Below are 18,024 nucleotides of genomic sequence, written 5' to 3' on the forward strand. Positions count from 1 at the left end.
CGAGCAATTTGCTGGGGAATATGATAAAGTTGAGTGGAATGGTCGGGTATTACCCGCCCGACTGTTAGCTGTCCATAACAATCCATTACCAAGGTGACATATGAGACTTACAACCAAAGGCCGTTTTGCAGTAACCGCAATGATCGATTTAGCCCTGCGTGAAACGCATGGTCCTGTAACTTTGGCCGGAATTAGCCAAAGACAAAAAATTTCCCTCTCTTACCTCGAGCAATTGTTTGGCAAATTACGCCGTTTCAATATCGTGGAAAGTACTCGTGGTCCTGGCGGTGGATACACCCTGGCTAGACCATCCTCTGAAGTGAGTGTTGCTGACATCATTGTTGCAGTCGATGAGCCTCTTGATGCAACCCAATGTGGTGGTAAAGGCAACTGCCACACCGATGAAGAGAATCATGGTCGCTGTATGACACACGATCTATGGAGTAATCTCAACTCTAAAATGGTTGAGTACCTCAGCTCTGTGAGTTTGAAAGATTTGGTTCAGCAACAAGAAGGGCGCGGCATTGTCATTCAAGATATGCGCCAAAAGAAAATTAAAGTTGAAAGTACTAAAGCAAATAAACCTGCTCCAGCGCTTGCAGCTAAGAAAGAAGCAGTACCTAAGGCGCCATTAATTAATTCAGTATTCAATTTGGCGCGACAAAGTTAATAACAGTCTTACCTACTAATAAGTAAATCATGAACGCACCACAAGCTTTGCCGCAACAACCGGTTCCTATGTTTAGTCCTGAACACTTTCCTGTGTATATGGACTATTCGGCCACTACGCCTATTGACCCTCGCGTGGTTGACAAAATGTTGCCTTATTTGCGCGAGCAGTTTGGCAATGCCGCTTCCCGTAGCCATGCTTATGGCTGGGCTGCAGAAGAGGCGGTTGAGTGGGCGCGTTCTGAGGTTGCTCAATTAGTGCATGCTGATCCAAGAGAGATTGTATTTACTAGCGGTGCTACTGAAAGTATTAACTTAGCCTTGAAAGGTGCTGCACATTTCTACAAAGATCGTGGCAATCACATCATCACCGTGAAGACAGAGCACAAAGCTACTTTGGATACTTGTCGTGAGCTCGAGCGCGAAGGTTATGAGGTCACTTATTTAGATGTGTTGCCGAACGGCTTGATTGACTTTGCACAGCTTGAGGCTGCAATGAAGCCTGGCACGATTTTGGCTTCAGTCATGTATGTCAATAATGAAATCGGCGTAGTACAAGACATTCCTGCAATTGGCGACTTGTGCCGTTCACGTGGTGTGATTTTGCATGTGGATGCAGCCCAGGCAACTGGTAAGGTAGAAATTGATCTCGAAAAGATCAAAGTCGATTTAATGAGTTTTTCTGCGCACAAGAGTTATGGCCCAAAAGGTATTGGTGCTTTGTTTGTCCGTCGTAAGCCTCGTATTCGTATTGAGGCTCAGATTCATGGCGGCGGTCATGAGCGCGGTATGCGTTCTGGAACTCTTGCTGTTCACCAGATCGTCGGTTTGGGCGAGGCATTCCGTATTGCCCGCATCGAGATGGCGGAAGAAAACAAGCGTATTCGGGCTTTGCGTGATCGCTTGCTAAATGGCTTGAAAGATATTGAAGAGGTTTATGTCAACGGGGATATGGATAATCGCGTTCCTCACAACCTGAATATTAGCTTTAACTATGTTGAAGGCGAATCGATGTTGATGGCCCTCAAAGATTTGGCGATCTCCTCTGGTTCAGCTTGTACCTCTGCATCTTTAGAGCCTTCTTATGTTTTGCGTGCCCTAGGCCGCAATGATGAGTTAGCGCATAGTTCGATTCGTTTTACCTTGGGTCGCTTCACGACTGAAGAAGAAGTAGATTTCACTATCAAGTTAGTGAAAGAAAAGATTGCTAAGTTGCGTGAGTTATCTCCGCTTTGGGAGATGTACAAGGATGGAATTGATATCAGCACGATTCAATGGGCTGCACACTAAAACAAATATAAATACATAGAAATTAAAGAGGAAATACCATGGCATATAGCGAAAAGGTCATTGACCACTACGAAAATCCCCGTAACGTTGGTTCATTTGAAAAGGGTGATGACACTGTAGGTACTGGTATGGTTGGCGCACCTGCTTGTGGCGACGTCATGAAATTGCAAATTCGCGTGAACGATCAAGGTGTAATCGAAGATGCCAAGTTTAAGACTTATGGTTGTGGTTCTGCGATCGCTTCATCTTCTCTTGTAACTGAGTGGGTTAAGGGCAAGACTTTGGACCAGGCGCTTGAGATTAAGAATTCGCTCATCGCTGAAGAGTTGGCTTTGCCACCAGTAAAAATTCATTGCTCCATCTTGGCTGAAGATGCCATCAAAGCTGCAGTGGCGGATTACAAAGAGAAGCATCCAGCGAAATAAAAGTTGCAATAAAGAACGAAAAAATACGAAGTCAAAACTATGGCAATTACCTTAACCGACAAAGCAGCTGCACACGTAAACCGCAACTTAGAAAAGCGCGGTAAAGGTTGTGGCTTGCGCTTGGGCGTACGCACAACCGGTTGTTCTGGCTTAGCGTATCAGCTGGAGTATGTTGATGAGCCTGCAGCCGAAGATCAAGTATTTGAGTCCAATGGCATTAAGGTATTTGTAGATCCAAAAAGTTTGGCTTACTTAGACGGTACGGAGCTAGACTTTGTGCGTGAGGGTTTGAACGAAGGGTTTAAGTTCCAAAATCCAAACGTAAAAGATGAGTGTGGTTGTGGCGAATCCTTCCGCGTCTGACGATTACTTTCGCTTCTTTGGACTAAATCAGCAATTCAACATCGATTTGCCTGCTCTAGATCAGGCATACCTTGCGATTCAGAAGGAAGTGCATCCTGATCGCCATGCACGAGGCAGTGATGCAGACCAACGCTTGGCGATGCAAATGGCTACCTTGGCAAACACTGCATTTCAGACCCTAAAGAACCCTATTCAGCGCGGCCTCTATATCTGCCATCTTCATGGCGTTGATGCCAAGTTGGAAACGAATACCTCGATGCCTGCTGCCTTTCTCATGAAGCAGATGGAATGGCGTGAAAGCCTGGATGAGCAAGCAGAAGATTTGCCTGCATTAGATGCTTTGATGACTGAAGTGCAAGAATCTAAGCGAGATACGCTTGCAGAAATTGCTCAAGCCATTGATGGCGCAAAGAACTATGCGCGCGCCGCAGAACTACTTCGCGGTTTACTGTTTATCGATAAGTTTGCCGTTGAGCTTGATGACACTATTGCAGCCTTAATATAGCCCCTACTCAAGCTAAACTCATTACTTATGGCCTTATTACAAATTTCTGAACCCGGCAAGTCGCTTGCGCCCCATCAACGCCGAATTGCTGTCGGTATTGATTTGGGCACTACGAATTCATTGGTAGCAATTGTGCGCGATGCCTTGCCCAAGGTTTTACCTGATTCACAAGGCCGTGAGTTGCTTCCGTCCGTTATTCGCTATTTGCCAAATGGCAGAACACAAGCCGGCTTTGAGGCGCTTGAGAGCGCCGTAATTGACCCAAAGAACACCATTGTTTCCGTTAAGCGTTTTATGGGTCGTGGCTTGCTAGATGTAGAGAATATTGAAAGCGCTCCCTATGACTTTGTTGATCAGCCCGGCATGCTCAAGCTGAGAACAGTTGCCGGTGATAAGAGTCCAATCGAAGTCTCCGCAGAAATCTTGGCGCGTTTACGTCAACTGGCTGAAGATTCTGTGTCTGATGACATTGTTGGCGCTGTAATTACCGTCCCCGCATACTTTGATGATGCACAACGTCAGGCAACGAAAGATGCCGCTAAGTTGGCAGGCATTGAAGTGCTACGTTTATTGAATGAGCCCACTGCTGCTGCAATTGCATATGGATTGGATAATGCCACTGAAGGTATCTACGCAGTCTATGACTTAGGCGGCGGTACTTTTGATATCTCCATACTTCGTATGAGTCGCGGTGTCTTTGAGGTGCTTTCTACGGGTGGCGATTCTGCCTTGGGTGGCGATGACTTTGATCATCGTTTGTATTGCTGGGTGATTGAACAAGCAAAGCTTCCTCCACTATCCATTCATGATCATCGAACGCTCCTGCAGGCGTGTAAACATGCTAAAGAGTTGTTAAGTCATAATCCGCTGGCGCGAGTACATGAGACTCTTGCGGACGGCACGGTAGTGAATGTTGGAGTGAGTCAGGCGCAGTTATTTGAGATTACTCAGAATTTAGTAGCCAAGACTTTGATGGCTTGTAAAAAAGCCCTACGTGACGCCGGCCTCAAGGCTGACGACGTTAAAGGTGTTGTCATGGTGGGTGGCTCAACTCGCATGCCTAATGTGCAACGTGCCGTTGGAGACCTCTTTGGTACTCAGCCATTAAACAATCTCAATCCAGATCAAGTGGTTGCGCTAGGTGCAGCGATGCAGGCTGACTTATTGGCAGGTAATCAAAGCAAAGATGATGAGTGGCTCTTATTGGATGTCATTCCGTTATCGCTTGGTATTGAAACCATGGGTGGTTTGGTGGAAAAAATCATTCCGCGTAATACACCCATCCCAGTCGCTAGAGCGCAGGACTTTACAACCTTTAAGGATGGTCAGACTGCCTTGGCGATTCAGGTAGTTCAGGGTGAGCGTGAGCTTGCACAAGACTGTCGCTCATTAGGTAAGTTTGAGTTGCGTGGTATCCCGGCTATGGCTGCAGGCGCAGCACGTATTAGAGTCACTTTTCAGGTCGATGCCGATGGATTGCTCTCTGTCAGCGCCACCGAGCAAGGCTCTGGTGTAAAAGCGTCGATTGATATCAAGCCTTCTTATGGTTTAACTGATGCAGAGATTACACGCATGCTGCAAGATGGATTCTCATCTGCAAAAGAAGATTTGCTTTCTAGATCATTGCGCGAAGAGCAGGTTAATGCGCAACGTCTACTCGATGCAGTACAAACCGCTCTCGATAGCGATCGTAATCTTCTAAATAAGGAAGAGCAGGCGGTGATCGATCAAGAAATGGCTGAATTACAAAAGATTTTGAATGAAGAAACAGACAGTGCAACAGTTCGCAAAGCCGTTGACCATGCAGCAAAAGCAACCGATGATTTTGCGCAAAAACGCATGAATGCCAGTATTCAGAAGGCTCTGTCCGGTAAAAATGTTGCCGAGATTTAAGAGCAGATAATTTAAAAACGAATTCAAACCATACACAAACAGAAAAGAATCATGACTCAAATCGTTGTCCTACCGCATAGTGAATATTGCCCAGAAGGTGCAGTTGTTGAAGTGGCGCCAGGTACTTCGATTTGTGAGGCCTTACTTGAGAATGACATTCCGATTGAGCATGCTTGCGATATGGTGTGCGCCTGCACTACTTGCCACGTGATTGTGAAAGAGGGCTCTCAAAGCCTCAATCCTCCTGATGAAAACGAAGAAGACATGCTTGATCGCGCTTGGGGTTTGAACCCCCAATCCCGCTTGTCTTGCCAGGCGATTGTGGCAAAACAGGATTTAGTGATTGAAATCCCCAAATATTCAATCAATCATGCCAAAGAGAATCATTAATGCACCAAATTAATGCATTTATGCCTACAATCATGCAAACCTAATAAAGTGAGATTTCTGGTGGGGCTAAGATGAAGTTGTTGTTCATTCTTTAGGTAGTACCTCCAAAAAAATCTTTTAAGCCATCCTTCGGGGTGGCTTTTCTTTTGGGGCTTATGTTTTTCCGTCCCCAATAAACATTGCTGTTTATACTGTCCGGCTCGAGTATTCCTGCGAGTTGATTGTCTTAATGCGCCCCAAATAATGTCATTTATTAAAAATATCCCAGGAATATTATTCGCAACGATAGTTGCTTTGGTAGCTATAGAAATGTCTAGTAGGTACCCTTCATTGGGGAAAAATGGCTTAAGCATTCTTACTCTAGCCATTTTGATTGGCATTGCGATTGGCAACATGCCAATTTATAAATTTTTGATTTCTTATTGCGGTTCTGGGATCAACTTTTCCAAGCAAAAAGTGCTGCGCTTAGGGATTATTTTGCATGGTTTCAGGCTAACATTCCAAGATATTGGCGATGTCGGTATTGGCGGCATTGTGATTGATGCGGTCATGCTGATATCTACATTTATCTTGGCGGTATATCTAGGTATGAGATATTTCAAACTAGACCGAGATACTTCAGTTTTAATTGGTGCGGGCAGTTCAATTTGTGGTGCGGCGGCAATCTTAGCGACTCAACCTATTCTGAAGGCGAGCAATGAACGTGTTGCCGTTGCTATCTCTACTATCGTGATTTTTGGAACTGTTGCGATTTTTATTTATCCAATTATCCATTCTTATGCCTTGCTTCATTACGTCGAGTATTGCAGTCCAGAAAAATTTGGTATCTATATTGGCTCGACTATTCATGAAGTTGCTCAAGTGGTCGCAACTGCAGACGCGATTAGTGATGATGTTACTAATACCGCTGTGATTGCTAAAATGGTGCGCGTCATGATGTTAGCGCCATTTTTAATTGGTGTTTCAGTCTTAGTATCCCTGTCAGAAAAGGCAGACAAAACCTCTGCGAACCGAAATGCGACTAGTGGCGGTATAAGAAAGTCTATCGGTAAATTTTTTCCAGTATTTGCAGTCTTATTTTTGATTGCTATTGGAATTAATTCAACAGGCTACATTAGCCAGCCTGTTCGTACTGGCCTTGTCTATCTAGATAATTTTTTATTAGCCTTAGCTATGGGTGCCCTTGGGTTGACTACCCATATTTCTGCTATAGCCAAAGCAGGAACAGGACCATTGAAGCTGGCGGCTATTCTATTTCTGTGGCTTGTGCTTGGTGGGGTTGTGATCAATATTGCTGTGGGTCAGTTCGTCTAAATCCATCGACTACTTCGCTACTGCCTCACGAATCATGCCTGCAGCGACCGTATGATTGGTGGCTTCATCGATCAAGATAAAGGCTCCAGTGCGCTGAGATTGATCAAACAAGTCAGCAACGATTGGCTTTTGCAAGATGAAATCAACCCGACCGATTTCATTGGTGGATAGGGCACGTACATCACTTGCTTGAGACAATGTTTGTACATCCAGTACTTGTTGAATGCTCTTCACTTTCGCGCCAACAGTGTTGGTGGTGTGACGCAAGGCATATTTACGACTCAATGAGAGTGGTTCACTATCTAGCCAGCATAGATCTACAGAAAGTTGCTTGCTTAGTACTGGAGGGCGACTATCTTCAGCGCTAATAAATAAAGAGCCGCGTGAGATGTCAATATCCTCAGATAGTTGGATGGCAACAGCTTGCCCAGTTTGCGCCGACTCAACAGCATTATTGCCATTGGTTTGCTTGTTACTGGAGCGATTGCCCAGATAAATCTCAGCAACCGTTGCCTCAGAGCCACCTGGCAATACTTTAATCTTTTGTCCCTTGCGAATGCTTCCCGACTCAATTTCTCCAAGGTAGCCGCGAAAGTCATCAGAAGCGCTGCCATCTTGGCGGGCCACGTATTGAACAGGAAAGCGCAGTGACAGTTTTTCAGACTCAGGGCTAGTATCTAAACTTTCTAGCCATTCAAGCAGGGTAGGGCCTTTGTACCAAGGGGTATTTTTACTTGCAGTAACTACGTTAGCACCAAGCAATGCAGAGATTGGAATCAAAGTTGGCTTAGGTAGACCAATCTTCTGGGTGAGATCTTCAATGGAAGTCTTGATGGTATTAAATACTTTTTCATCAAACTCATATAGATCCATCTTATTAACGGCAAACACTACATGACGCAAGCCTAATAAATGCACAATAGCGGCATGACGTTTCGTTTGCGCTAGCAAGGTTGCGGGAGTGGTGTTGAGATCAACGCGGGTTGCATCCACTAAGATCACTGCCACATCCGATTGAGAGGCGCCAGTCACCAAGTTGCGGGTGTACTGCTCATGACCCGGGGCATCAGCTACGATGAACTTGCGTTTTGGGGTAGAGAAGTAGCGATAAGCCACATCAATGGTGATGCCTTGCTCACGCTCAGCCTCTAGCCCGTCGGTAAGGAGGGCCAAGTCGACGCCTGCATCAGAGGAGGTAACTCGAGCGTGCTTAGTCTTTGAGAGGGACTCTAATTGATCTACCAAAATAGATTTTGTGTCATAGAGCAAGCGCCCAATTAAAGTACTCTTGCCATCATCTACGCTACCAGCGGTAATGAAGCGAACGACGTTTTGATTTTGATTGGTAGTCATCAGAAGTAACCTTCTTTCTTACGGCGCTCCATAGAGGCTTCATTAGTTTGATCGTCCATGCGAGTGGCGCCACGTTCAGTAATCTCAGAAATAGCGGTTTCAGCAATGATCTCTAGTGGAGTTGATGCAGTGCTAAGTACTGGGCAGGTACAGCTGATATCGCCTACAGTGCGGAAACGTACGCTCAGGACCTCGCTAATATCATCAGCCGCTTTTGGCGTAACGTTAGTTACTGGAACCAATAAATTATTTTTCTTTACCACTTCGCGTTGGTGTGTGTAGTAAATGCTTGGGAGTTCTAGTTTCTCGCGAGCAATGTATTGCCAAATATCGAGCTCCGTCCAGTTCGAGATTGGGAATACACGCATATTTTCGCCTTTGGCAATACGTGCGTTGTAGAGCTTCCAGAGCTCAGGGCGCTGAGCTTTAGGGTCCCATTGCCCAAATTCATCACGGAAAGAGAAGATGCGCTCCTTAGCACGTGCTTTTTCTTCGTCACGACGGGCGCCCCCCATGAGGGCATCGAATTCATGCTCAGCAATCGCCTCGAGCAAAGTCACAGCTTGAGCAGCATTGCGCGAATCCGTTTCCTTACGCAAACGTACAGTGCCTTTTTTAATGGAGTCTTCAACGTGACCCACAATCAGCTTCACGCCGGTCTTTTCCACTACAGCATCACGATAGGCGATCACTTCTGGATAGTTATGACCGGTATCAATATGCAAAATAGGGAAAGGTAATTTCACTGGACGATCGCCAAACTGGAAAGCCTTACGCGCTAAGTGAAACATCACGATGGAGTCTTTGCCGCCGGAGAACAGCATGGCTGGGTTGGAGCACTGTGCTACTACTTCGCGGATGATGTAGATCGATTCAGCTTCAAGCCAATCGAGGTGATCATCAAGCAATTTTTGTTCTGACATTCTGTAAGTTATTTCTACTAAGTTTTTACAATTGTTTATTTATTGACGTGCAAGCCACATTCTTTGCTATCGCTTTGAAGCCACCACCAGCGACCAGCACGGATATCTTCACCCTTTTTCACCTGACGGGTGCAGGGCTCGCAGCCAATGCTGGGGTAGCCCTTGAGATGTAATGGATGAATAGGAACATTTTCTTGTTTGATGTAAGCCCAAATATCCGATTCACTCCAATCAAGCAAAGGATTGAACTTTGCGATGCCTCGTGCATCATCGAGTTCTTCAAAATTAAGCTCAGTACGAGTGGTAGATTGCTCACGTCGCTGGCCGGTAATCCAGGCATCGGCGCCAAGAAGTGCAGCATTGAGTGGTTTAATCTTGCGCGCTCCACAACAAGCTTTTTTAGGCTCTTCACCATCGTAAAAACCATTCATGCCATATTGATCAATAAAGACTTGAACATCACTATCTTGTGGATAAACTTTTTCAATGGATACGCCGTAATGATCTTCAGTAGTTTTGACCATATCTACGGTTTCTTGATGCAGGCGACCCGTAGCCAAAGTAAATAGCTTGATATTCGCTTTTGCCTTGTTGATGGCATCAGTTACCACCATATCTTCCGCTGCTAAGCTAGTTGCAAAGCGAATATCTGAAAAACGCCCTGAAATATCTATTAAGCGTTGCTTCAGGATGGCAGATTTCTCAGCAAGCTCTGTGGCGGAAAGGGTGCTTGGCGGAATCGACCAAAATTCTGGAGCAATCATGAGGTAACTAATTTAATTCCGACTAAAAATAAGGTTGCCGCAAGAGTGGTCCTAGTTGCACGTTCTGATAAGGTGCTGGATAACTTGGCGCCGAGCCAAATTGCAGGTACTGAACCTAGTAAAAGACCGAATAACAAGTCAAAGTGCACGTTACCAAGCCACCAGTGACCCACACCAGCCAGAGCTGTAAGTGGTACTGCATAGGCTATATCGGTACCAGCAACTTGGGCAGGCTTAAGGTATGGATACAGAACCAAAATAAGCGTTGCACCAATTGCACCCGCCCCGATTGATGAAACAGTTACAAGTACACCAATCACAGCACCAACAGTAATGGTCGCGATTTTTAAATTGGTGCCGCTAGGTAAAAAGTTGGGGTTGTCTTGCACCCATTTCAAAATCTTAGCCCTAAACAAAAGTGATGCCGCTGTTAGCAAGACAGAAATGCCAATCGAAATGCTAATCAAATGATTAAAGTCCTTTGAAACTGGACCAACATACTTGAGAACAAGAATGGAGAATATTGCAGTGGTAAGGCTACCAATACAAAGAAGGCGAACAATATCCCAGCGAACATTGCCATGAAGTCTGTGAGCAGCAGTACCAAAGCCTTTAGTGATGGCGGCAAAAGCTAAATCAGTTCCAACTGCAGTAGTTGGTGCTACGCCAAAGATGATTGTGAGCAAAGGGGTCATTAATGAGCCACCACCAACGCCGGTCATGCCTACAAGTAGACCAACCAGTGCACCAGAAATGATAAATTGCGAAGAGTCTATAAAAAATTGGATCACGATATTTGCTTCCCCTGCTTAAGCAAATGATTGCTCGAATTCTTCGAGCTTGATTGTGTTCATGAGAAACAAAATTTGACGCTGAAAGCTTTTACGTTCTTCAACCTGATCATGGGGTAAGCGATCATGCTGACGCAGTAAATTGGTGATAACTGGATTGAAGTGCTCTCTGACTGGTGACATTGCAATTCCTTGGTAAATAGCTCGTTAAGGAGAATTTACCAAGGCATCTATATATCCACAAGGAATATATAGCGATATCTAAATGACTTTTAGATATATAGGGATAAACCGATTACTTCTCTACGAAAGCACGTTCAAAGACGTAGTCACCCAATTGACCAAGGCTTGGCGAGACTTTGAAGCCTTTGGCATCGAGCATTTCAGAGGTTTCTTTGAGCATGGATGGGCTGCCGCAAATCATGGCGCGATCGACTGCTGGATCGAGTGGTGGCAAGCCAATATCTTTGAAAAGTTGACCTGTTTCAATTGCAGTAGTGAGGCGTCCAGTGTGCTTAAATGCTTCGCGTGTCACTGTTGGGTAATAGATGAGTTTTTCGCGAATGAGTTCGCCCAAGTATTCATCTTGAGTGAGTTCATTTTTAATGTAGTTCTCATAAGCTAACTCGCTTACTAAACGCACGCCATGAATGAGAACAACTTTTTCAAACTTCTCATAGGTTTCTGGATCGCGGATGATGCTCATGAATGGAGCAAGGCCGGTACCAGTACTAAACAGGTAGAGATGCTTGCCTGGATTTAAATCATCTAGTACTAATGTGCCTACAGACTTCTCGCTGACAAGAATCGGATCGCCGACTTGAATCTTCTGTAAACGTGAAGTCAAAGGACCGTCTTGAACTTTAATACTCAGGAACTCAAGATGCTCTTCATAGTTCGGGCTAGCAACGCTATAAGCGCGCACCAATGGTTTACCTTCAACCTCAAGCCCGATCATCAAGAAGTGGCCACTGCGAAAGCGCAAGCCCTTATTGCGGGTGGTAGTAAAGCTGAAAAGAGTGTCATTCCAGTGGTGAACTGACAAAACGGTTTCGGTGTTGTATGCGGCCATAAATGCGTATTAATTAGGTGATAGCAAAACGATAATTATCCCATTCTTGGGGGTCTAAATAGGGGCTAATCCCCCAAAAAATAGGACTCTGTAGTGATATAGATCAGACTTTTAGTAATAAGGCGGTGGTTTATGGTGGATTCTGAACCCATTGGCTATCATCTATAGATGAAAAGAACTCAGTACCTCTTCCTATCAACCCTCAGTCTGAGTTTGGTGATTTTTGCCGTAATCTTGCAGCAGACTGGCTACCAAGGTGTGAGCTTCTTGCCTTGTCCTTTATGTATTTTGCAAAGGGTTGGCTATCTTGGCATCGCTATTTCCTGTTTGTTGGCTGCTGGTCTTGCACCATTGAGAAGGTTATTTCATGGCTTGGCGCTGTTGGCTGCTGGATATGGAGTTGCGGTGGCCGGGCACCATGTTTGGCTTTTATTTCATCCAAGTGAATCTTGTGGAATAGATCCTTTGGAGACTTGGATTAATCAGTTTCAGTTAGCGAATTATCTTCCCTGGCTATTCAAAGCAGATGGATTGTGTTCTGCAAAGCTCCCAGCCATTTTGGGTCTGCAAGTTCCGGAGTGGTCCTTGTTATGGTTTTCGGCTCTCTGCTTGATATTGCTAATTACCTTTTTTAGAAAATCTAAGTCCTAATCCTTAGAAGCTTTAATTGTGAGCAAATAACAATTACATCTTTTACAAGTTTTGTCTTAAATCATATGATCTTTACTAAACCTATTTTTTTGCACTAAGGAATATTCATGGCTTATTTTTCTGACAACTCACAAACCATTGGTAGGACACCATTGGTTCGACTCAACCGTGTGACTGATGGTGCAAAGGCGACCGTTCTGGCTAAGATTGAAGGTCGTAATCCTGCTTACTCTGTTAAGTGTCGTATTGGCGTTGCAATGATTAATGACGCTCAAGAAAAAGGCTTACTAGGCCCAGGTAAGGAGCTCGTGGAACCTACTAGCGGGAATACCGGTATCGCTTTAGCCTTCGTAGCGGCTGCTCGTGGAATTCCGTTGACGCTGACGATGCCAGAGACTATGAGTATTGAGCGTCGTAAATTGCTTACTGCTTTGGGTGCGAAGATTGTTTTAACTGAAGGTCCCAAAGGTATGAATGGCGCTGTAGCTAAAGCAAAAGAGATTGCCGGGTCTGATTCTAAATATGTGCTGCTCCAGCAATTTAGCAATCCATCCAATCCTGCAATTCATGAAAAGACTACCGGCCCGGAAATATTGGAAGACACTGAAGGCAAGATTGATGTGTTTGTAGCGGGCGTTGGTACCGGCGGAACAATCTCTGGCGTGGGGCGCTATATCAAGAATGTTCAGAAAAAGAATATTGAAGTGGTTGCTGTTGAGCCAACTACAAGTCCAGTCATAACCCAAAAGCTTAATGGCGAAGAAATCAAGCCTGCACCGCATAAGATTCAAGGTATTGGTGCTGGATTTATCCCGGACAACTTAGATTTATCAGTGGTGGATAAGGTTGAGCAAGTTTCCAATGAAGAGGCTATTGAGTTTGCCCGCCGTATCGCCAAAGAAGAGGGTATTTTGGTCGGAATCTCCTGTGGTGCGGCTGCTGCTGTAGCAGTTCGTTTAGCCAAGAAGCCTGAATACGCTGGTAAAACCATCGTGGTAGTTCTGCCAGATGCCGCTGAGCGTTACTTAAGCTCTGCCTTATTCGAAGGCGTGTTCGATGAAAAAGGTTTGCCAGCATAAGAAATCTTTAATGAAGTTGGCAATAAAAAAGGCACCCTAGGGTGCCTTTTGTTTATTTCAAGAATGATTACTCTTCTTCGCGACGCAAGTGCGGGAACAAAATCACGTCACGAATGTTAGGTGCATCTGTCAGCAGCATCACTAAACGATCGATACCGATACCGCAGCCGCCAGTTGGGGGCATCCCGTATTCGAGAGCGCGGATAAAGTCATGATCAAAGTACATCGCTTCTTCATCGCCCGCTTCTTTTTGTTCTACTTGCTTGCGGAAGCGATTAGCTTGATCTTCGGCATCGTTTAACTCGGAGAATCCGTTAGCAATTTCACGACCAGTAATAAAGAGTTCGAAGCGCTCGGTAATACCTGGGCGGGTATCGGATTCTCTAGCGAGTGGACTGACTTCAATTGGGTAATCGATGATGTACGTTGGCTCCCAAAGGTGTTCTTCGGCCACTAATTCAAAGAGTGCGAGTTGAAGTGCGCCAATACCTGCATTCTTGAGGGTGGGGGCATCTGGATTCTCGCCACCTTTTTTCAATTCTGAGCGAATGAAGTTGATGTCATCCAATTGAGAAGCTTCATAACTCTTGCCAGACTGACTGCAGTACTTAAGGATAGCTTCGGTAATCGTCAAGCGTTGGAATGGCTTGCTCAAATCAAGCTCACGACCTTGGTGAGTTAAAACAGCAGTACCTTGTGCATCCATTGCCGCCGCACGAATCAAGCCTTCCGTGAAATCCATTAACCAACGATAGTCTGTATAGGCCGCATAGAACTCCATCATGGTGAATTCAGGGTTATGACGTGGGCTTACGCCCTCGTTGCGGAAGTTGCGATTGATTTCAAAGACACGCTCAAAACCGCCAACTACCAAACGCTTGAGGTAGAGCTCAGGAGCAATACGCAAGAACATTTGCATGTCGAGTGCGTTGTGATGGGTAATAAATGGTTTAGCTGCTGCACCACCTGGGATTGGGTGGAGCATCGGCGTCTCTACTTCCATAAAGTCAGCATCCAACATATGGCGGCGTAATGAAGCAATAGCATTGCTGCGTGCCTTGAAAGTATTGCGACTTTCTGGATTAACAATGAGGTCTACATACCGTTGGCGGTATTTAGTCTCTAGATCTGATAAGCCGTGGAACTTGTCTGGCAATGGACGTAATGATTTGCTGAGCAGGCGTAAATTACTGCACTCAACAGACAATTCACCTTTATTGGTCTTAAAGAGGTTGCCTTCAGCAGAAATGAAGTCACCCATATCCCAATGTTTAAAGGCGCCATGAACATCCGCTCCGCTAAGCTCATCATTGATATAGAACTGAATCTGACCGCTGCGATCTTGAATAGTGGCGAAGCTCGCTTTACCCATGACACGCTTGAGAACCATACGTCCCGCTACTTTGACGTGAACCTTCTTCTCAGCCAATTCTTCTTTAGTTAAGCTGTCATAGTGGGTATGCAGGTCAGCGGCTAAATGAGTGGGAACAAAGTCATTTGGAAAGGCAATGCCACCAGCGCGAAGTTTGGCAAGTTTTTCACGGCGCTCTGCAATGATGTGATTTTCATCAACTGCTTCGGCAACAGGGGGTAAATTCGTTTTATCGTTCATATTCGTGATTAATTAAACGCCTTGCTTCAGGCTGGCTTCAATAAAGGCATCCAAATCTCCATCCAATACTTTTTGGGTATTAGAGATTTCGACGTTAGTTCGTAAGTCTTTAATGCGGCTTTGATCCAAAACATAGGAGCGAATCTGATGACCCCAGCCTACATCAGTTTTACTAGCCTCTAATTTGTCTTGCTCAGCGCGGCGCTTTTGCATCTCGTGCTCGTAAAGGCGGGACTTAAGCATGCTCATCGCTTCAGCGCGGTTACGGTGTTGGCTACGGTCGTTCTGACATTGCACCACTATCCCAGTTGGGATATGGGTTAAACGGACAGCTGAGTCGGTTTTATTGATGTGCTGACCTCCGGCACCGGAAGCGCGATAGGTATCTGTTCGAATGTCGGCAGGATTGACGTCGATCTCAATAGAGTCATCAATCTCTGGATAAACATAAATAGAGGCAAACGAAGTATGGCGACCATTGGAGGAGTCAAAAGGAGATTTGCGCACTAAGCGATGCACCCCTGTTTCTGAACGCAGGTGACCGTAGGCATATTCACCATCGACCTTAATGGTCGCGCTCTTAATACCAGCAACGTCACCATCGGATTCTTCGAGAATTTCTGTTTTGTAACCTTTGCGCTCGCAATACTTGAGGTATTGGCGATAGAGCATGCTAGCCCAGTCACAGGCTTCCGTACCACCAGCACCAGCTTGAATATCGATAAAACAATTACATGAATCCATCTCGTTATGGAACATGCGGCGGAACTCTAGGTCGCCAATAATCTTGCTATAACTTTCAACATCTTGCTCAATCGCGCCGATAGTTTCAAAATCACTTTCTTCTTTAGCCATGTCAAACAGCTCAAGTGCGCTAGTAATATTGGTATTGAGATCAGTAAGAGTAGCTACTACGCCATCGAGCAATTTCTTTTCTTTGCCCAGCGCCTGCGCTTTCTTTTGATCATCCCAAATAGTGGGATCTTCCAGAATTGAATTTACTTCGGTAAGGCGACGTGACTTTACGTCGAAGTCAAAGATACCCCCGAAGAGCTTGCTCACGGGTGAGCAGATCAGACAAGGTATTCGAAATAGTATTTAGTTGTTCAGCTTCCATCCCCTAATTATAAGGGGGTTATTGCACCCTACCCTCAGGGGGTGTCTGTCTCATCATGGGCTTCAATCATGAGCTGTACTCTGGCTTGGCCCTGATAGCGGTCGGTAACTAGGCGGTAGGCTAATTTAGCTTTAGCCGGCAGGCTTTGCGTGCGGTTGAACCAAACAGCGGTAATTGGTTTGTCAGTTGCCTTGATTTCAGAACTTCCAACGGGGCGAACCATCAGTCGTAAATGCTTCTCTTTCATGAGGCTTTGCTGGGCAATCTCAAATTCTCCGTAGAAAACCGGCTGAGGGAAGCCTTGGCCCCAAATCTCTTCAGCGAGCAAGTCGCCGATTTCGGGGGTGAATTCCGACAGATCCAAAGCACCATCATGAGCATGGCGCCGCTCTAGCAACTCGTCAGTCAGCAAGTCAGATGCCACCTTCTGAAAGCAGGTATCAAACTTCTCAAAATCACTTTTCCGAATGGTTAAGCCTGCAGCCATTGCATGACCACCAAATTTCAGAATCAGTCCAGGCTCACGTTTTGAAACTAGATCTAGAGCATCCCTTAGATGAAAGCCCGTAAGTGAGCGACCTGAACCACGCAACTCTTCGCCGGTACTGCCATCGGCAGGAGCAAACACAATTGCCGGTCGATTAAATCGTTCTTTCAGTCGGGAGGCAACAATACCAACAACACCTTGATGCCACTCTGGGTTCCACATACAAATGCTATTGCGCTCAGACATGGTGCCATCAAGTTGATCTTCGGCAAGATGGGAGAGAGCAGTTTCCTGCATCCCTGTTTCAATCACACGTCTTTCACGATTAATGCGATCAAGTTCATGGGCCAAAGTTATCGCTTCGTCGACGTTATCCGAAATGAGTAAGCGAATGCCTAAGGTCATATCTGCTAGACGACCAGCAGCATTGAGTCTGGGACCGATAGCAAAGCCCAGATCGAAGGTGTTGGCTTTGCGCGGGTCGCGGTTTGCAGCCTGAAACAGTGCCTGAATGCCTGGTTGTGATATCCCAGCGCGAATACGCTTTAGGCCATTAAAAACTAATACTCGATTATTGCGATCGAGTTGCGCTACGTCAGCAACAGTTCCTAAAGCGACTAGGTCGAGGAGATTCTCTACTTTAGGCTGAGTCTCATTGGTAAATTTTCCACGTTTACGAAGTTCTGCACGCAATGCAACCAGCATATAAAACATCACACCAACACCAGCAAGTGCTTTGCTCGGAAAACCGCAACCGGGTTGATTGGGATTTACGATAGCAAGCGCTTTAGGTAAACGGTCTCCAGGAAGATGGTGGTCAGTCACAATAACTTCCATGCCTAGCTCACGGGCACGATCAACACCAGCTTCGCTTGCAATGCCGTTGTCCACGGTGATGAGGTATTTAGGTTTCGGATTTTGTTGTGCGGCTAAATCCACAACTTCAGGCGTAAGACCATATCCCATCGTGAAGCGATTGGGAACCAGAAACTGAACCCGAGTTTGCGGGCCACCTAGCATTCGTAAGCCTCGAAGTCCTACAGCGCAAGCGGTGGCGCCGTCGCAGTCATAGTCTGCAACGATCAGCATCGGCTCATTTTTCTCAAGAATATCTGCAAGTAAACAGGCGGTACTGATGCAATTCTTTAGTTCAACTGGTGAAAGCAGTTGCTTTAAATCAAGAGAAAGCTCTTCAGGGGATTGCAGACCTCGAGCGGCATAGAGTCTAGCTAGTAGCGGATGTAAGCCGCTCTGCGCCAACCAGGTGGCTGTACGTTCTGAAAAAGGGCGCTGGGAAAATAGGCTCATACAAAACTCATGCGTAAC

General features: G+C 45.7%; 19 protein-coding genes. 10 read left to right on the plus strand and 9 right to left on the minus strand.

Going from position 1 to position 18,024, the window contains the following annotated elements:
- The first annotated feature begins 100 nt into the window (after positions 1-100).
- From ICN48_RS00540 to ICN48_RS00575, 8 genes are all read left to right on the plus strand, one after another.
- A complete protein-coding gene (locus ICN48_RS00540) occupies positions 101-670 on the plus strand; it encodes a Fe-S cluster assembly transcription factor (RefSeq protein ID WP_216151813.1) in 570 nt (189 codons plus the stop codon).
- Positions 671-699: 29 nt separating this feature from the next.
- Positions 700-1,959 carry an IscS subfamily cysteine desulfurase gene (locus ICN48_RS00545; protein ID WP_216151814.1) on the plus strand — a complete coding sequence of 420 codons (1,260 nt, stop codon included), beginning with the start codon at positions 700-702 and terminating at the stop codon, positions 1,957-1,959.
- Positions 1,960-1,997: 38 nt separating this feature from the next.
- Positions 1,998-2,384, plus strand: coding sequence for a Fe-S cluster assembly scaffold IscU (gene iscU, locus ICN48_RS00550; RefSeq protein WP_216151815.1), 387 nt, complete (start codon positions 1,998-2,000; stop codon positions 2,382-2,384).
- Between the two features lie 39 nt (positions 2,385-2,423).
- Complete coding sequence (gene iscA, locus ICN48_RS00555) at positions 2,424-2,747, plus strand: iron-sulfur cluster assembly protein IscA (RefSeq protein WP_012357505.1); 324 nt, start codon at positions 2,424-2,426, stop codon at positions 2,745-2,747.
- Positions 2,725-3,252: a Fe-S protein assembly co-chaperone HscB gene (gene hscB / locus ICN48_RS00560; RefSeq protein WP_370624114.1), complete on the plus strand. Its 528-nt coding sequence runs from the start codon at positions 2,725-2,727 to the stop codon at positions 3,250-3,252. The genes iscA and hscB overlap by 23 nt, the downstream gene beginning before the upstream one ends.
- 27 nt (positions 3,253-3,279) lie before the next feature.
- Positions 3,280-5,145, plus strand: a complete 1,866-nt coding sequence (gene hscA, locus ICN48_RS00565; protein WP_216151817.1) for a Fe-S protein assembly chaperone HscA — start codon at positions 3,280-3,282, stop codon at positions 5,143-5,145.
- 51 nt (positions 5,146-5,196) lie between these two features.
- On the plus strand, positions 5,197-5,535 hold the full coding sequence (gene fdx / locus ICN48_RS00570; RefSeq protein ID WP_216151818.1) for an ISC system 2Fe-2S type ferredoxin: 339 nt from the start codon (positions 5,197-5,199) through the stop codon (positions 5,533-5,535).
- A 243-nt stretch (positions 5,536-5,778) separates the two neighbouring features.
- Positions 5,779-6,849 carry a YeiH family protein gene (locus ICN48_RS00575; protein WP_216151819.1) on the plus strand — a complete coding sequence of 357 codons (1,071 nt, stop codon included), beginning with the start codon at positions 5,779-5,781 and terminating at the stop codon, positions 6,847-6,849.
- 9 nt (positions 6,850-6,858) lie between these two features.
- Here ICN48_RS00575 and ICN48_RS00580 read toward each other — a convergent pair whose 3' ends face one another.
- The 6 genes from ICN48_RS00580 to ICN48_RS00605 form a co-directional block, all read right to left on the minus strand.
- The gene (locus tag ICN48_RS00580) at positions 6,859-8,202 is read right to left on the minus strand and encodes a sulfate adenylyltransferase subunit 1 (protein WP_216151820.1); all 1,344 of its coding nucleotides are present in this window, start codon (positions 8,200-8,202) and stop codon (positions 6,859-6,861) included.
- On the minus strand, positions 8,202-9,125 hold the full coding sequence (gene cysD / locus ICN48_RS00585) for a sulfate adenylyltransferase subunit CysD (protein WP_215392223.1): 924 nt from the start codon (positions 9,123-9,125) through the stop codon (positions 8,202-8,204). The genes ICN48_RS00580 and cysD overlap by 1 nt, the downstream gene beginning before the upstream one ends.
- 35 nt (positions 9,126-9,160) lie before the next feature.
- Entirely contained in the window at positions 9,161-9,889 is a 729-nt protein-coding gene (locus ICN48_RS00590; protein WP_216151821.1) for a phosphoadenylyl-sulfate reductase, read from the minus strand.
- Entirely contained in the window at positions 9,886-10,680 is a 795-nt protein-coding gene (locus ICN48_RS00595; RefSeq protein ID WP_216151822.1) for a TSUP family transporter, read from the minus strand. Before ICN48_RS00595 ends, ICN48_RS00590 begins: the two co-directional genes overlap by 4 nt.
- 18 nt (positions 10,681-10,698) lie before the next feature.
- Complete coding sequence (locus ICN48_RS00600) at positions 10,699-10,863, minus strand: hypothetical protein (RefSeq protein ID WP_215392823.1); 165 nt, start codon at positions 10,861-10,863, stop codon at positions 10,699-10,701.
- 112 nt (positions 10,864-10,975) lie between these two features.
- Positions 10,976-11,752 carry a ferredoxin--NADP reductase gene (locus ICN48_RS00605; protein ID WP_215392226.1) on the minus strand — a complete coding sequence of 259 codons (777 nt, stop codon included), beginning with the start codon at positions 11,750-11,752 and terminating at the stop codon, positions 10,976-10,978.
- Positions 11,753-11,920: 168 nt separating this feature from the next.
- Here ICN48_RS00605 and ICN48_RS00610 point away from each other — a divergent pair, with 168 nt between their 5' ends.
- Positions 11,921-12,403, plus strand: a complete 483-nt coding sequence (locus ICN48_RS00610; protein WP_215392227.1) for a disulfide bond formation protein B — start codon at positions 11,921-11,923, stop codon at positions 12,401-12,403.
- Between the two features lie 107 nt (positions 12,404-12,510).
- On the plus strand, positions 12,511-13,482 hold the full coding sequence (gene cysK, locus ICN48_RS00615; RefSeq protein WP_216151823.1) for a cysteine synthase A: 972 nt from the start codon (positions 12,511-12,513) through the stop codon (positions 13,480-13,482).
- Positions 13,483-13,549: 67 nt separating this feature from the next.
- On the opposite strand, the gene lysS is transcribed toward cysK, so the two are convergent.
- From lysS to recJ, 3 genes are all read right to left on the minus strand, one after another.
- Positions 13,550-15,094: a lysine--tRNA ligase gene (lysS, locus tag ICN48_RS00620; protein WP_216151824.1), complete on the minus strand. Its 1,545-nt coding sequence runs from the start codon at positions 15,092-15,094 to the stop codon at positions 13,550-13,552.
- Positions 15,095-15,106: 12 nt separating this feature from the next.
- A protein-coding gene (prfB, locus tag ICN48_RS00625) for a peptide chain release factor 2 (protein WP_216151825.1) occupies positions 15,107-16,211 on the minus strand; the annotation gives its coding sequence in 2 pieces (ribosomal slippage) (positions 15,107-16,138 and positions 16,140-16,211; 1,104 coding nt in all).
- A 34-nt stretch (positions 16,212-16,245) separates the two neighbouring features.
- Positions 16,246-18,006 carry a single-stranded-DNA-specific exonuclease RecJ gene (gene recJ, locus ICN48_RS00630; RefSeq protein ID WP_216151826.1) on the minus strand — a complete coding sequence of 587 codons (1,761 nt, stop codon included), beginning with the start codon at positions 18,004-18,006 and terminating at the stop codon, positions 16,246-16,248.
- Positions 18,007-18,024: the final 18 nt, after the last annotated feature.

This window comes from Polynucleobacter sp. JS-Safj-400b-B2, assembly GCF_018881975.1.
Classification (GTDB): Bacteria; Pseudomonadota; Gammaproteobacteria; order Burkholderiales; family Burkholderiaceae; genus Polynucleobacter.

Excerpts from the sequence above, each read along its gene's own strand:
- cysD (WP_215392223.1), bottom strand. The coding sequence starts at position 9,125 with ATGTCAGAACAAAAATTGCTTGATGATCACCTCGATTGGCTTGAAGCT.
- ICN48_RS00540 (WP_216151813.1), top strand. The coding sequence starts at position 101 with ATGAGACTTACAACCAAAGGCCGTTTTGCAGTAACCGCAATGATCGAT.
- recJ (WP_216151826.1), bottom strand. The coding sequence starts at position 18,006 with ATGAGCCTATTTTCCCAGCGCCCTTTTTCAGAACGTACAGCCACCTGG.
- hscA (WP_216151817.1), top strand. The coding sequence starts at position 3,280 with ATGGCCTTATTACAAATTTCTGAACCCGGCAAGTCGCTTGCGCCCCAT.
- iscA (WP_012357505.1), top strand. The coding sequence starts at position 2,424 with ATGGCAATTACCTTAACCGACAAAGCAGCTGCACACGTAAACCGCAAC.
- ICN48_RS00580 (WP_216151820.1), bottom strand. The coding sequence starts at position 8,202 with ATGACTACCAATCAAAATCAAAACGTCGTTCGCTTCATTACCGCTGGT.
- lysS (WP_216151824.1), bottom strand. The coding sequence starts at position 15,094 with ATGAACGATAAAACGAATTTACCCCCTGTTGCCGAAGCAGTTGATGAA.
- fdx (WP_216151818.1), top strand. The coding sequence starts at position 5,197 with ATGACTCAAATCGTTGTCCTACCGCATAGTGAATATTGCCCAGAAGGT.
- ICN48_RS00610 (WP_215392227.1), top strand. The coding sequence starts at position 11,921 with ATGAAAAGAACTCAGTACCTCTTCCTATCAACCCTCAGTCTGAGTTTG.
- iscU (WP_216151815.1), top strand. The coding sequence starts at position 1,998 with ATGGCATATAGCGAAAAGGTCATTGACCACTACGAAAATCCCCGTAAC.
- ICN48_RS00605 (WP_215392226.1), bottom strand. The coding sequence starts at position 11,752 with ATGGCCGCATACAACACCGAAACCGTTTTGTCAGTTCACCACTGGAAT.
- ICN48_RS00575 (WP_216151819.1), top strand. The coding sequence starts at position 5,779 with ATGTCATTTATTAAAAATATCCCAGGAATATTATTCGCAACGATAGTT.
- ICN48_RS00590 (WP_216151821.1), bottom strand. The coding sequence starts at position 9,889 with ATGATTGCTCCAGAATTTTGGTCGATTCCGCCAAGCACCCTTTCCGCC.
- ICN48_RS00545 (WP_216151814.1), top strand. The coding sequence starts at position 700 with ATGAACGCACCACAAGCTTTGCCGCAACAACCGGTTCCTATGTTTAGT.
- ICN48_RS00600 (WP_215392823.1), bottom strand. The coding sequence starts at position 10,863 with ATGTCACCAGTCAGAGAGCACTTCAATCCAGTTATCACCAATTTACTG.
- cysK (WP_216151823.1), top strand. The coding sequence starts at position 12,511 with ATGGCTTATTTTTCTGACAACTCACAAACCATTGGTAGGACACCATTG.